Origin of the sequence: Streptomyces aurantiaciflavus (assembly GCF_049808595.1) — a bacterium.
Classification (GTDB): Bacteria; Actinomycetota; Actinomycetes; order Streptomycetales; family Streptomycetaceae; genus Streptomyces.
Genome location: NZ_JBNCAQ010000055.1, coordinates 1 through 14,228, shown reverse-complemented (window position 1 = coordinate 14,228; position 14,228 = coordinate 1). Strand labels below are relative to the sequence as shown.

Here is a 14,228-nt window from a genome sequence, read left to right as displayed (position 1 = left end):
CTGCCTGCCCGGCGCCCCTGCGGGAGGGCGCGGGCCGCCGGACCGTCGGTCCGGGCCGAGGAAGCCGGCCTGCCGACGATGGCCGGCGACGGCGCCCCAGTCCCTGGTCAGGAGGTCGCGGCGCGGCACGCCCCGCCCTTCGCGGAGATCCCCGCCGGCACCCGCGACCACCACGCCCTCGATCCCGGCTCGAAGGAATACCGGCCGACCACGTCGACGTCGCACGCACCGTGAGAGGCGGGCGACGTCCTCGTCGCGGACGTCGAAGCCGTCCGCGCGCGGCTGGGTGGCCGCGGCGTCCTTGTCACCTGACGCGCTCCGCCGAACGCTCCCCCCGTACACCCTTGCGCTCGCGTGCGCTCCGCGTGTCCCGGGCATCGCATTCCTCGACCGACCGTCGAGCGGGGAGGTGCGCGTGCACGGACCGGCTTCGCCCGGCTGGCTGCTGGTCGCGTTGTGTGCGGCGACCGGCGCGTACTGTCTGCTGCGGATGCGCAGCGGCGACGAGGAGCAGCGCCGGGCCGCGGGCGGCGAGGCGCTCATGGGGTTCGGGATGGCCGTGATGGCCGTGCCCACGGCGGCGTTCACCCCGCCGGAGTGGGCCTGGCCGGCGTATGCGGCGGTCTTCGGCGCGGCGGCGCTGCGGGCCCTGTGGGCGGCCCGCTCCAGCGCCCACCATCTGCACCACCTGGTCGGGGCCTCGGCCATGGTCTACATGGCGGTCGTGATGGCCGCCTCGCCCGGACCCGGGCACGGACACGGCGCCGCCGACGTCCCGCTGCTGACGGGCGTGCTGCTGCTGTACTTCGCCGGATACGTCCTCGTCTCCGGAGTCCGGCTGCTGCCCGTGGCCGGAACGGCGGGCAGTGCCGTCGCGTGGAGCGATCGGCCCGAACTGGCGCGGGCGTGCCGTCTGTCGATGGGGATCGGCATGCTCGCGATGCTGCTGACCATGTGAACCCATGTGATCCCATGGAGCCTGACCGGCAGGTGTCGTGGTCTGCGTCACTTGCCGCGACAAGCCGTACCCCTGAGCGCTACGCCGCTCATAGGGTGCTGCCCATGATGGTCCCCGCGGTCCTGCTGCTGCTCGGCGCCCTGACCGCCTTCGTCGGCCCCCGGCTGCTCGCGCGGGCCGACTGGCCGGACCGTGAACCGGTGGTCGCGCTGTGGGCGTGGCAGTGCGTGGTGGCGGCGATGCTGCTGTGCTGCGCGCTCTCCATGACGCTCAGCGCGGCGGCGGCCTGGCAGGCGGTGCGCGGGCATGTCTTCGCGCCGGCGCCGCGCGCGGTGGTGGAGGCCTACGCGCTGAGCGCGACGGGCCCTTGGGCCGCGGCGACCGCGGTGGCGCTGGCGAGCGCCGGACTGTGGAGCGGGGCGATGCTCGTACGGGAGATCGTCCGGGCCCGGGCCCGGCGTCGGCACCGGCGGGCCGAACTGCGGCTGCGAGCACCGCTGTTGCCGGGTGAGGAGTCGGCGACCGGACGGCTCGTGGTGCTGGAGGACGAGCGGCCCGACGCCTGGTGGCTGGCGGGCGGGACGCCCCGACTGGTGGTCAGCACCGCCGCGTTGCGCCGACTCAAGGGGCGTCAGCTCGACGCGGTCCTCGCGCACGAGCAGGGGCACGCCCAGGCGCGGCACGACTGGCTGCTGCACTGTTCCGCGGCGCTGGCCAACGGCTTCCCGCAGGTGCCGGTGTTCGCCGCGTTCCGCGACGAGATGCACCGACTGGTCGAACTCGCCGCCGACGACATGGCCTCCCGCCGCTTCGGCCGGCTGACCACCGCGCTCGCGCTGGTGGAACTCAACGAGGACCGGGGCGTGTTCGGCCCCTCCCCCACTCCGCAGGCCCACGTTCCGCAGCGCGTGCACCGTCTGCTCACGCCCCCGGACCGGCTCACGGCGGCCCGCAGACTGCGGCTGACGGCCGCGGCCGCGCTGATCCCGGTGATCCCGGTGCTGGTGACGCTGGTGCCGGGCCTACGGGCGCTCGGCTGACCGCAGGCGGGCCGGAAGTCGCCCCCGGGTTGGCTTCGGATCCCGCAGTTCGGCAAGGATCACTTCATGCACAACCTGTCCGTCGACTCCCCGCCCACCGCGTCGCCCTGTCGCACGGCCGTCCGCGCCGGCCTGGTCCTGGGACTGTGCTCCGTCCTCCTCCTGGTCCTGGTCGCGGCCGAGTGGCACCCCCTGATCTCCGTCGACGGCGACGTCTCGCGCACGACCCACCGCTGGGCCGTCGCCGACCCCGACGTCACCCAGGTCTGCCGCGTCCTCACCGACTGGGTCTGGGACCCGCTGACGATGCGCCTGCTGTGCGCGGCGGTCGCCCTCTGGCTGGTGTGGCGGCGCTCGGCCTGGTGGACGGCCGCGTGGCTGGTCACCACGTCGGCCGTGGGCACACTCCTCCAACAGGGCGTCAAGGCCGCTGTCGGCCGCGAACGCCCCGTCTGGCCCGACCCCGTCGACTCCGCCCACTACGCGGCCTACCCCTCCGGCCACGCCCTGACGGCGACGGTGGTCCTCGGCCTCCTCCTGTGGCTCCTGTACCGCCACGGCCCCGACCCCGTCGTATGGCGTACGGCGGTCGCGCTGGCCGTCGTCTCCGTGGTGGGCGTGGGACTGACCCGGATCTGGCTGGGCGTCCACTGGCCGTCGGACGTCCTGGGCGGCTGGCTCATGGGGACGATGCTGGTGGCCCTGGCGATCGCGGCCCATCTTCGGTGGCGACCATGAGCGGTGCCGCGGCGGCGGTGTGCCCGCGTCGGCCGGACGGCGCCTTCCGGGCGGGGCGCAGGTGTGTCCTGCCCGTCCGCCGACCGAGGACGAGGCCCGTCGAGGGCCGAAGCGGGGGTCCGGGGACGGCAGTTCCCGGAACAAGGCCCGCACCAGCACGACGGCGTCCGGGAGGGCGCCTTCGTCCGTGTGCTCTGTGACGCCGATCTTCCTCTCTTCTGGAACGTCGACGCGCCGCGTCCGTAAGATCCACCGCATGACTGCCGCCGTGCTGTTCGACTTCTCCGGGACCCTCTTCCGGGTCGAGTCCACCGAGTCCTGGCTGCGTGCCGTGCTCGACGCGGCGGGCGTCGCGCTGCCCGAGGCGGAGGTCGTCGAGACGGCGCGGGCGCTGGAGACGGCCGGGGCGTTGCCGGGCGGGGCTGCTCCCCTGCGGGTGCCGCGGGAACTGGCCGGTCTGTGGCCGGTGCGGGACCAGAGCGCGCAGTTGCACCGGGCCACGTACACCGGCCTCTCCCGTCAGGTGCCCCTGCCCGACCCGGGCCTCCACGACGCGCTGTACGACCGGCACATGACGCCGGCCGCCTGGGGCCCGTACCCCGACGCCTTCGCTGTACTGAGCGCGCTGCGTGAGCGTGGGATCCGGGTGGGCGTGGTGAGCAACATCGGCTGGGATCTGCGGCCGGTGTTCCGTGAGCACGGCTTCGACCCGTTGGTCGACGCGTACGTGCTGTCGTACGAGTACGGAGTGCAGAAGCCGGATCCGCGGCTGTTCGCGACGGCGTGCGAGGCGCTCGGCGCCGATCCGCGGTCGACACTGATGGTGGGCGACAGCCGGGATGCGGACGGCGGGGCGGCGGCGCTGGGCTGCGCGGTGCACTTCGTGGACCATCTGCCGGCGGCCGAACGACCCGACGGGCTGCGGCCGGTGCTGGATCTGGTGGGCCTGGCGGGCTGAGTCCGGGGGTGGCTCGCTTCCGCGATGCCGCGGTCTGGCGATTCGGCAGTGCGCGATTGGGCGGTTTCGCGATCGGAAGCGGAATCCCGGACGACAGGAAAGGAGCCTCAGGCCACCAATAGGGGGAATGCGCGCCCACTCTGGACGATCCCCCGCGTCGCCCAGAGCAGGCGGCGCCCGGCACGACTCCGAACGGAACGGATCGGACCGGGATGCGCTGAGTATAGTTGGCTGGCAGCCAGTCAACGCAGGAGTTACAGGATGTCCCCGCGCAGCGCCTCGGTCAATGAAGAATTGCGGCGCCGTTCCCGGGAGCGGCTCCTGCAGGCCGCGGTCGAGTTGGTGAGCGAGCGCGGGTACGACGCGACGACGCTCGGTGACATCACGGACCGGGCGGGCTCGGCACGCGGGCTGGTGTCGTACTACTTCCCCGGCAAGCGCCAGCTGGTGCAGTCGGCCGTGCACCGGCTGATGCACCGCACGCTGGAGGAGGTCCTGGAACGGGAGCCGCGCACCGAGGACGGCCGGGAGCGGATGGCGCGGGCCATCGACGCGATCCTGGGGCTGGCCCGGGACCGGACGGTGCTCATGCGCCAGCACATGGCGGGGCTGCTCCAGGCGGAGGGCTTCGTGCAGTGTCCGGAGCAGCAGCGGCTGGCCGAGCTGCTGCGGGACACGGTGGTCCGGCACGGCTCACGAGACGTCGACGCCGACTACCCGATGCTGCGCGCCCTGCTGATGGGGTCCGTCTACGCGATGGTGCTGCCCAACGTGGGCATGCCGATCGCGCCCGTGCGCGCCGAGTTGTTCGCGCGCTACCGGCTCGACTGGAACCTGGGCGTCCCGCCGGGCGCCGAGGCGCCCGGCGGGAGCTGTGACACGGACCTGTCGCGGTTCTTCGCGACAGAGCTGCCGGTCGGTGATCAGTCGAAGTAGTCCGGCTGGGTCTGGACGTTCAGCTCACGCAGCCGGACGTACTTGGCCGGATCCGTGCGCCGGTCGTTGAGCTTCAGCACGTCGAAGCCCTTGGCGATGTCGTTCGAGTAGATGTAGCCGTTGTAGTAGTACGCCGACCAGGAGCCGGCGGTGGTCAGCTTCTCGGTGTCCACCGGGCCGCGCTCGAAGTAGGCGATCTCCTTCGGGTGGGCGGAGTCGGTGAAGTCCCAGACGGAGACGCCGCCCTGGTACCAGGCCTGGACCATGAGGTCCCTGCCCCTGACCGGGATCAGCGAGCCGTTGTGCGCCACGCAGACCTCGACGTCCGCCTGATGCCGGTCGATCTTGAAGTAGCTGCGGAAGACGAGCTTGCGGTGGTCGCCCTTGCCGACGATGTCGTAGATGCCGTCGGCACCCCTGTTCGGGCCGGTCTCCGCGTTGCAGGTGGCCGCGCCGCCGCCGCCCAGCTCGTCGGTGAAGACGACCTTGTTCGCCTTCTGGTTGAAGGTCGCCGAGTGCCAGAACGCGAAGTTCACGTTGTCCTGGACCTGGTCGATGACCTTCGGGTTCTCCGGGTCCTTGATGGAGAACAGGATGCCGTCGCCCATGCAGGCTCCGGCCGCCAGGTCCTTCTCCGGGAGCACCGTGATGTCGTGGCATCCGGTGGTCTTGGAGACGCCCGGGTTGGTGGGCCCGCCCGGGTTGCCGCCGCCGTCCGGTCCCTCACCGGGGAACAGCACGGGGAAGTTCACGATCGCGGCCTTCTCGGGCGCGTTCCGCGGCACCTTGATGATCGAGATGCCGTCGTGCGGGGGCTGGCAGTCGGGGTAGGCCGCGTTGGGCGAGTACGAGGAGACGTACACGTAGACGTTCTTGCGCTCCGGCACCAGCGTGTGGGTGTGCGAGCCGCAGGCGGTCTCGACGGCGGCGACGTACTTCGGGTTCCTCTTGTCGCTGATGTCGAAGATCTTCATGCCCTCCCAGGAGGACTTCTCGGTCGCGGGCTGCGTGGTGCTGTTGCAACTGCTGTCGCTGCGCGAGGAGTCGGTGGAGAGGAAGAGCAGGTTTCCGGAGACGGAGATGTCGTTCTGCGAGCCGGGGCAGAGCACCTCGGCGACGGACTTGGGGGCCTTCGGGTTGCTGATGTCGAAGACGCGGAAGCCGTCGTAGTTGCCGGCGAAGGCGTACTTCCCCTGGAAGGCCAGGTCCGAGTTGGTGCCCTTCAGGGCCTCCTTCGGGATGTTGGCGACGTGTTGGACGTTGGCGGAGTGGACGATCTCGTCCTTGCCGGGTAACTGGCCCTCGGCGATCGCCTCGGCCACCTCGGCCCGCACGCCTTGGGAGACTTCGCGCTCCACGGCCGGGCCGTCCCCCGGGTCGGGGGTCGCGGCCGCCGGGACAGCCGTGAGGAGCGTGGCCAGGAGCCCGGCACAGGCCGCGGCGACTCCCAGGCGTCTGCGCCGCGTTCGGGGATCGTTCAACAGGGTCACTGCGTCCTCCCTTGTTGCCGTTCACAGGGAACGGTTCACGGTCCTCCGAAGTATCGTCTTCATCATGCACAGATCAACAGTCGGCAACACACTCGTCATGAATGTTTTTGATCAGTGGCGCACAGACTCGTGTTAGGCCGGTCCACGTTCCGGTCAGGTCCGCACAGGTCGTCAACCCGGCTCCATCAGGAGGTCGTTGTGCTCTTCCGCCGCGCGCCCCTTGTCACCGCCTCGCTGCTCGTGCTCGCCCTCGGGGGCTGTGACTCCGGGTCGGACGACACCAAGTCGGATGCGGCGAGCGGCCCATCGGTGATCGCACCGGGCATGCCGGGCGAGGAGAACCGGACACTGTCCGCCGAGGACGCGGCCGAACAGCGCGCCGAGGACGACACCCCGAACTCGGCGGACGTCTCCTTCGCCCGCATGATGATCGAGCACCACGCCCAGGCCCTGGAGATGACCGGACTGGCCCCGAAACAGGCCGAGTCCGCGCAGGTGAAGGCCCTCGCCTCACGGATCTCCGCCGCACAGGGGCCGGAGATCGAGGCGATGAGGAGCTGGCTGACGACCCACGCCAAGGGCGGCGAGAGCGGGGCGAGCGGTGGGCACGACCACGCCGCGATGCCCGGGATGGCCACCGAGGCGCAGCTGAAGAAGCTGCGGACGGCTCGCGGCAAGGCCTTCGACGAGCTGTTCCTCACCCTGATGATCACCCATCACGAGGGCGCCCTCACCATGGCCGCGGACGTGAAGGCGCAGGGGAACAACATCCGCATCGAGGAGATGGCGGACGACGTGGTGGCGGAGCAGACGGCGGAGATCACGCGGATGCGGAGGATGTTGTGAGCGGGCCGAGCGCGCAGCGGACGTAGCGTGACCGCATGGTCACTCTTCGCTCGAACGGTCCCGCGGCCGCAGATGGCGCACCGCACCCTGTCAGCGCGACGGCGGCGGTGCGATGCTGGAAGAACCAGCGCTCTCCTGCGCCTGCCGGGGTAAGGAGTTCGGCCGTGCTGCGTGTCGCCGTCGTCGGCTCCGGGCCGAGTGGGGTCTACAGCGCCCAGAGCCTCGTCCAGCAGGACTCCGAGGTGCTCGTCGACGTCCTGGACCGGCTGCCGTGCCCGTACGGGCTGGTGCGCTACGGCGTCGCCCCGGACCACGAGAAGATCAAGTCGCTCCAGCAGAACCTGCGGACGGTGCTGGAGCACGAGCGGGTGCGCTTCCTCGGCGGAGTACGGGTCGGCGCGGACGGGGTGCCCGTCGAGCGGCTGCGGGAGCTGTACCACGCGGTCGTGTACTGCGTGGGCGCCGCGACGGACCGCCACCTGGGGATCCCGGGCGAAAACCTCCCGGGCAGCTGGTCGGCGACCCAGTTCGTGGCCTGGTACAGCGCCCACCCGGACGCCGTCACCGACCGCTTCCTGTCCGGCGCGCGTACGGCCGTGGTGATCGGCGTGGGGAACGTCGCCGTGGACGTCACCCGGATCCTGGCGCGCGGCGCGGCGGAGCTGAGCCCCACCGACATGCCACAGGCCGCGCTGAGCGCGCTGGCCGCGAGCGAGGTGACCGAGATCCACATGGTGGGGCGCCGCGGGCCGTCCCAGGCCCGCTTCACCACCAAGGAGTTGCGCGAGCTGGGCGCCCTGCCGGACACCGACGTGCTGGTGGACGAGGCGGAGCTGGCCCTGGACCCGGCATACACCGACCCGTCCGCGCTGCCGGCGGCGCTGCGCCGCAACGTGGAAGTACTGCGCGGCTGGGCGGCCACGCCGCCCCGGGGCCTACGGCGCCGGATCCACCTGCGCTTCTTCCTGCGGCCCGTCGAACTGTCGGCCGGCGGCGGCCGGGTGCGGGCGGTGCGCTTCGAGCGGACCGCCCCGGACGGGCGCGGCGGAGTGAGGGGGACCGGCCGGTACGAGGACGTCGAGACACAGTTGGTGCTGCGGTCGGTGGGCTATCGCGGAGTGCCGCTGGAGGGGCTGCCGTTCGACGCGGAACGGGGCACGGTTCCCCATCTCGCCGGGCGGGTGCTGCGCGAGGGCGTGGTCGCGCCGGGCGAGTACGTGGCCGGCTGGATCAAGCGGGGCCCGACCGGTGTCATCGGCACCAACCGGCCGTGCGCGAAGGAGACGGTGACCTCCCTGCTGGAGGACGCCCCCGCCCTCGTACGACGGGAGCTGCCCGGTGATCCGCTGCCGCTGCTGCGGGAAGCGGGGGTGGAGCCGGTCGAGTGGGCGGGGTGGCAGGCGATCGAGCGGGCGGAGGCGGAGCTCGGGGCCTCGCTGGGGCGGAGTGTGGTGAAGCTTCCGGACTGGGCGTCGCTGCGGGCGGCGGCGAGCCGGGCGGAGGCAGGTGTACGGGACACGCAACGGCAACATCCGTGAAATCAACAAACTGTTCAAGGCTCGTACGGTCTCGTGCTGTCCGGATGTCGCCTGCCGTGCGGATGCCGCCCGCCGCTCGGGCGCCGCCGCTTGTCCCCCGCCGCCTTCTCCGTCCCCCGCCGCTCTGGAGTGCCCATGGCCACGACCGCGCCCGTTCATCCCGTCGACGAGGTGCCACCCGCCCGCCAGTTGGCCGTCTTCGGTCTGCAGCATGTGCTCGCGATGTACGCGGGCGCGGTGGCCGTGCCGCTGATCGTGGGCGGCGCGATGAAGCTGTCGCCCGCCGACCTGGCGTATCTGATCACGGCGGACCTGCTGATCTGCGGTGTCGCCACGCTCATCCAGTGCGTGGGTTTCTGGCGCTTCGGGGCGCGGCTGCCGATCATGCAGGGCTGTACGTTCGCGGCCGTGTCGCCCATGGTGCTGATCGGGACGACGGGCGGGGGACTGCCCGCGATCTACGGCTCGGTGATCGTCGCGGGGCTCGCGATCGTGCTGCTCGCGCCCGTGTTCGGCCGACTGCTCAGATTCTTCCCGCCGCTCGTCACGGGCACGGTGATCCTGGTCATCGGCCTGTCGCTGCTGCCGGTCGCGGGCAACTGGGCCGCCGGCGGGGCCGGTTCGGCGGACTTCGGGGAGCCGAAGAACATCGCGCTCGCCGCGTTCGTGCTGTTGGTCGTGCTGGGCGTGCAACGGTTCGCACCGGCTTTCCTGAGCCGGATCGCGGTGCTGATCGGCATCGCGGTGGGCCTGGCGGTGGCCGTCCCCTTCGGCTTCACGGACTTCGGCGGGGTCCGGGACGCCGACTGGCTCGGGATCAGTACGCCGTTCCACTTCGGAGCGCCGGCCTTCGAGGCGTCGGCGATCGTCTCGATGCTGGTGGTGGCGCTGGTGACGATGACCGAGACGACCGGTGACCTGATCGCGGTCGGCGAGATGACCGGCCGCAGGGTCGAGCCGCGCGCGCTCTCGGACGGCCTGCGCGCCGACGGCCTGTCCACCGTCCTCGGCGGTGTGTTCAACACCTTCCCGTACACGGCGTACGCGCAGAACGTGGGCCTCGTGGGCATGACGCGGGTGCGCAGCCGCTGGGTCGTCGCCGCTGCCGGAGGCATCCTCGTCCTGCTCGGACTGCTGCCCAAGCTGGGCGCGGTGGTCGCGGCCGTCCCGGCGCCGGTGCTGGGCGGCGCGGGGCTGGTGATGTTCGGGACGGTCGCGGCGAGCGGCCTCAGGACCCTGGCCGAGGTCGACTTCAAGGGCAACCACCAGCTGACCGTGGTGGCCGTGTCGGTGGCGATCGGCATGCTGCCGGTCGGTGTGCCGACGGTCTACGAGAAGTTCCCGGACTGGTTCCAGACGGTGATGAACAGCGGGATCAGCGCGGGCTGTGTGACCGCGGTCGGCTTGAACCTGCTCTTCAACCACCTTCCCGCGAAAGGTGGTTCGGGCGCCGCGGCGGCCGGCGGCGTCGGGGAGGGTGTCGAGAAGTCCCGGGACGACAGCGCCTGAGAGTCTCTTCGCGGGCCGTTCAGTCGAGCAGCGCGGTGTCCTCGGGCGAGCGCCGGTAGACGCCGTCCTGCCGGTCGAGGTGGTGCAGGTCGACGAGGTAGCGGCGCAGAGTCACATGGTCGACCGCGGAGCCCTCGCACCAGGCGCGCAGCCGGTCGTTGACCTCCTGCTCGGAGTACTCCCGGCCCGGCTCGAAGCTGCGTTCCGCGAGATGGCGCAGGACGACCTTCTTGCGCTCCCACTGGGCCGGCAGCCGCACCAGCCGCCCCTCGCGCACGAACGTCCGCAGCAGCGTCTCGATCTGCTCGTCCCCCGACCCGTGGTCCTCCGGCGGCCCGGACACGGCCGCAGCGCGGGCCAGGCCGCGGAAGTGGTCGTACGACACCACGAGCCCGCCGCCGTGTGACACGAGGACCTCGCGGTCCTCGAGCCGGCGCAGCGCGCCGAGGGCGTCCTTGGCCGAGAGCCCGGTCCGCTCGGCGACCTCGGTGGCGTTCCTGGCGCCCAGCGCCACGGCGGCGAAGGCGCGCACCCGGGTCTCGTCGGCGAACAGCCTCACCACGTCGTCGGACGTCATGCTCATCTCTCCATCCCTGGGGACAGGGTCTCGATCTCGACGACGCTACCTTCCGCCCCCATGGGCTGCTCGGCATTTTCCCCGTGCGGCCCGCGGGCCGCACGTGGCCGACAGCTGACGGATCAGCTCGTGGTGCAGGCGGTGCCGTTGAGCGTGAAGGCGCCGGGCGCCGCGCTGTTGCCCGTGTGGTTCGCCTGGTAGCCGATGGTGACGCTCGCGTTCGGTGCGAGTGTGCCGTTGTACGTCGCGTTGGTGGCGGTCACCGCGCCGGAGGCGGGCGTGTAGGTGGCGCCCCAGCCGTTGGTGATGGTCTGTCCGGCGGGCAGGGTGAAGCCGAGTCGCCAGCCGTTCAGCGTGGTGGTGCCGGTGTTGGTGAGGGTCACCGAGGCGGTCAGGCCGGTGCTCCACGCGTTGGTGGACACGGTCACCCTGCAGGGGCCCGCGGGGGGCTGAGGCGTGGGGTTGCCCGAGTCGAGGCCGAAGAAGGTGATCACGCGGGAGGCCATGCCCCAGGCGTACAGGTTGTGTCCGACGCCCTGGAGGCTGATGGCCTCGACGGGGGCCTGGTCACCGGTGCCGCCGTAGCGGGTGCGGGTCCAGCCGGACTGCGGCGAGTCGGTGGCGGCCGGGGTCTGGCCGAGCCCCCGGACGTTGGTCCACTGCTTGATCTCCTCGCCGAAGTTGGGGTAGCGCAGCACGTCGTCCTCGGTGCCGTGCCACACCTGCATGCGCGGCCGGGGCCCGGTGTAGCCGGGGTAGGCACCGCGCACGACGTCGCCCCACTGCTGCGGGGTGCGGATCACCGTGCCGCCGGAGCAGGCGCTGTTCCACTCGGAGCCGTCGGTGGTGGCGAAGCAGCCGAAGGGCACCCCGGCGAACGCGGCGCCCGCCGCGAACACGTCCGGGTAGTCGCCGAGCAGGACGTTGGTCATCATCGCCCCGGAGGAGATGCCGGTGGCGAACACGCGTGAGGTGTCGGCGGAGTACGTCGTCGTCACCCAGTCGATCATCGACTTGATGCCGACGGGGTCGCTGCCGCCGCCGCGTCGGAGCGCCTGGGGCGAGGAGACGTCGAAGCACTTGCTGCTGCGGGTGACGGACGGGTAGACGATCACGAATCCGTGGCGGTCGGCGAGCTGGGAGTACTCGGTTCCCGAGTACATGGCGGGGCCGGAGCCGCCGCACCAGTGCACGGCGACGAGGACGGCCGGGTGCGCGGTGACGTTGGCCGGCACGTACACGTACATCTGCAGGTTGCTGGGGTTGGCGCCGAAGCCGGTGACCTCGGTGAGGGTGGCGGCGGGGACCGCCGCCTCGGTGGTCCGGGCGCGGGCGGAGGCGGTGGGGGCGGCGAGCAGGGCGCCGGTGAGTAACAGCACCAGTGCCGCGAGCGCCGAACGCAGCGCTCTCCTGGGGGAGTCGAGGGTGAACACGCTGGTCCCTTCTGATGGCGGCTCGGGGGACGTCGTACGCGGAGGGTGGGCTCAGCGGGCGGAGCTCGTCCGGGTCAGCAGGCTCAGACGCCTCAGCAGTCGGGAGTGGTCGCCGCTCGCCGCGGGGTCCTTGCCCTCCGCACGCATGGTGGCATGCACATGCCGTCCATGGAAGCGCTCCCACACCCCTGCTCGGGAAGCCCTTGCCGGTCAGCCGGTGTGGCTGAATGTCTTCTGCGCAAAGCGTTGACTAGAAAGCGCTTGCCCCCTACGTTCCGTTCAGCAGTGTGGACGAGCCGCTCAGTCTGATCCCCAGAATGCCGCACTGCTGGTGCAACGAGTTCAACATGGCGTACATCGATCACATATACGATCTCCCCCGCCCTTTCGAAGGGACGCACCCGCATGCGTACAGGCCCCCCACGTACACAGGCGCAAAGGTCCGCTCTGGTGGCGACGGCCGCCGCTCTCGCCACTGCGGCGGTTCTCGCCCTCCCCCAGCAGGCCGGCGCCGCCGAGAGCGCGCCGGTCGGATTCGGCGCCGGGACGACCGGCGGCGGTGGCGCCACGGCGGTCACGGTGTCGACGCTCGCCGCCTTCAGGACGGCCGTCACCGGGAACGCGGCCAAGGTCGTGAAGGTCAACGGCCTGATCACCCTGAGCGGTCAGGTCGACGTCGGGTCCAACACCACGGTCCTCGGCGTCGGCTCGTCCTCCGGGTTCACCGGTGGCGGGCTGCGGCTGAAGAAGGTCACGAACGTCGTCATCCGCAACCTGAACATCAGCAAGCCGCTCGCACCGGCCGACGGTGTCACGGTCGAGGCGTCGACGAAGGTGTGGATCGACCACAACTCCTTCTCGGCGGACCGCGATCACGACAAGGACTACTACGACGGTCTGCTGGACATCAACCACGGCTCCGACAACGTGACGGTGTCCTGGAACACCTTCAAGGACCACTTCAAGGGTTCGCTCGTCGGCCACAGCGACAACAACGCCGGTGAGGACACGGGTCACTTGAAGGTGACGTACCACCACAACCTGTTCAGCAACGTCTACTCGCGCATCCCGAGCCTGCGCTTCGGCACCGGGCACTTCTACGACAACTACGTCGTCGGCGCCGACACGGCCGTGCACTCGCGCATGGGCGCGCAGATGCTCGTGGAGAACAACGTCTTCCGCGGCACGAAGGTCGCGGTGACGACGAACCGCAGCAGCGACGTGGACGGTTACGCCAACCTGACCGGCAACGACCTCGGAGGAGCCGCCACCGAGGTGTCACGGGTCGGGACGTTCACGAAGCCGCCGTACAGCTACACCGCCGAGCCCGCCTCGTCCGTCGTCGCCTCGGTGACGTCCGGCGCGGGCGCCGGAAAGCTCTGACGATCCCCGCCCCCCACAGGAAGAAGGAATCGGGACATGACTTCTTCGGCACGTTCGCGCACCCGCGTGCGCGCGCTGACCGGCATGCTGGCCACTCTCGGCCTGTCGATTGGCATGATCACGACATTATCGGCCCCCGCGAACGCCGCCACCTGGCCCACCGCCAACGGCAGCCAGGCGGTCTCCTCGACCATCCCCGTCTCCGGCACCAAGGACTACGGGATGAAGCGTCTGTACGGCACCGGCGACCTGGGCAGCGGCAACCAGGACGAGGACCAGGGGCCGATCCTGGAGTTGGCCGACGGCGCCGTTCTGAAGAACGTCATCATCGGCGCCCCGGCCGCGGACGGCGTCCACTGCAAGGGCAGTTGCACGCTGCAGAACGTCTGGTGGGAGGACGTCGGCGAGGACGCCGCCACCTTCAAGGGCACCTCCTCGTCGAGCGTCTACACCGTCTACGGCGGGGGCGCGAAAGCCGCCAGCGACAAGGTGTTCCAGTTCAACGGCGCGGGCAAGCTGGTCGTCTCCAAGTTCGCCGTGCAGAACTTCGGCACCTTCGTCCGGTCGTGCGGCAACTGCAAGACACAGCACAAGCGGACGATCATCCTGAACACCATCGAGGTGACCTACCCGGGCGGCCGGATCGCGGGCATCAACACCAACTACGGCGACAGCGTGGCGCTGCGCAACATCACCGTCGTCGGTGACAGCAGCAAGAAGATCATCCCCTGCCAGAAGTACATAGGAAACAACACCGGTGCGGAGCCGACCACGAACGGCACCAGCGCCGACGGCACGTACTGCAACTACACGGCGGCCGAC

Annotated in this window: 13 protein-coding genes; 10 read left to right on the top strand and 3 right to left on the bottom strand. The window is 71.0% G+C overall.

Going from position 1 to position 14,228, the window contains the following annotated elements; translation table 11 throughout:
• Positions 1-415: 415 nt before the first annotated feature.
• The 5 genes from ACPT94_RS39825 to ACPT94_RS39805 all read left to right on the top strand — a co-directional run bounded on the left by ACPT94_RS39825 (position 416) and on the right by ACPT94_RS39805 (position 4,630).
• Entirely contained in the window at positions 416-958 is a 543-nt protein-coding gene (locus ACPT94_RS39825) for a DUF5134 domain-containing protein (protein WP_360331284.1), read from the top strand.
• Between the two features lie 104 nt (positions 959-1,062).
• Positions 1,063-1,998, top strand: coding sequence for a M56 family metallopeptidase (locus ACPT94_RS39820; protein WP_360331287.1), 936 nt, complete (start codon positions 1,063-1,065; stop codon positions 1,996-1,998).
• A gap of 66 nt (positions 1,999-2,064) precedes the next feature.
• Positions 2,065-2,736 (top strand): phosphatase PAP2 family protein, encoded by a 672-nt coding sequence (locus ACPT94_RS39815; RefSeq protein WP_360331290.1) that lies wholly within the window; start codon positions 2,065-2,067, stop codon positions 2,734-2,736.
• A 256-nt stretch (positions 2,737-2,992) separates the two neighbouring features.
• A complete protein-coding gene (locus ACPT94_RS39810) occupies positions 2,993-3,694 on the top strand; it encodes an HAD family hydrolase (protein WP_360331293.1) in 702 nt (233 codons plus the stop codon).
• 261 nt (positions 3,695-3,955) lie between these two features.
• Entirely contained in the window at positions 3,956-4,630 is a 675-nt protein-coding gene (locus tag ACPT94_RS39805) for a TetR/AcrR family transcriptional regulator (RefSeq protein ID WP_360331296.1), read from the top strand.
• Here the strand turns inward: ACPT94_RS39805 and ACPT94_RS39800 are convergent.
• On the bottom strand, positions 4,618-6,120 hold the full coding sequence (locus ACPT94_RS39800) for an LVIVD repeat-containing protein (protein WP_360331300.1): 1,503 nt from the start codon (positions 6,118-6,120) through the stop codon (positions 4,618-4,620). The two genes, ACPT94_RS39805 and ACPT94_RS39800, sit on opposite strands and share 13 nt — an antisense overlap.
• Positions 6,121-6,318: 198 nt before the next feature.
• On the opposite strand from ACPT94_RS39800, the gene ACPT94_RS39795 reads away from it, so the two are divergent.
• The 3 genes from ACPT94_RS39795 (at position 6,319) to ACPT94_RS39785 (ending at position 10,013) form a co-directional block, all read left to right on the top strand.
• Entirely contained in the window at positions 6,319-6,966 is a 648-nt protein-coding gene (locus ACPT94_RS39795) for a DUF305 domain-containing protein (protein WP_425245640.1), read from the top strand.
• Positions 6,967-7,130: 164 nt separating this feature from the next.
• Positions 7,131-8,504, top strand: coding sequence for an FAD-dependent oxidoreductase (locus ACPT94_RS39790; protein WP_360331306.1), 1,374 nt, complete (start codon positions 7,131-7,133; stop codon positions 8,502-8,504).
• 135 nt (positions 8,505-8,639) lie between these two features.
• Positions 8,640-10,013 carry a nucleobase:cation symporter-2 family protein gene (locus tag ACPT94_RS39785; protein WP_360331308.1) on the top strand — a complete coding sequence of 458 codons (1,374 nt, stop codon included), beginning with the start codon at positions 8,640-8,642 and terminating at the stop codon, positions 10,011-10,013.
• A 19-nt stretch (positions 10,014-10,032) separates the two neighbouring features.
• Here ACPT94_RS39785 and ACPT94_RS39780 read toward each other — a convergent pair whose 3' ends face one another.
• Positions 10,033-10,590, bottom strand: a complete 558-nt coding sequence (locus tag ACPT94_RS39780; RefSeq protein WP_360331311.1) for a DUF2087 domain-containing protein — start codon at positions 10,588-10,590, stop codon at positions 10,033-10,035.
• Between the two features lie 122 nt (positions 10,591-10,712).
• Positions 10,713-12,023 (bottom strand): extracellular catalytic domain type 1 short-chain-length polyhydroxyalkanoate depolymerase, encoded by a 1,311-nt coding sequence (locus ACPT94_RS39775; protein ID WP_360331314.1) that lies wholly within the window; start codon positions 12,021-12,023, stop codon positions 10,713-10,715.
• A gap of 405 nt (positions 12,024-12,428) precedes the next feature.
• On the opposite strand from ACPT94_RS39775, the gene ACPT94_RS39770 reads away from it, so the two are divergent.
• Positions 12,429-13,406: a pectate lyase family protein gene (locus ACPT94_RS39770; protein WP_360331317.1), complete on the top strand. Its 978-nt coding sequence runs from the start codon at positions 12,429-12,431 to the stop codon at positions 13,404-13,406.
• Between the two features lie 36 nt (positions 13,407-13,442).
• A partial coding sequence (locus ACPT94_RS39765; protein WP_425247998.1) for a pectate lyase occupies positions 13,443-14,228 on the top strand: 786 nt, incomplete at its 3' end.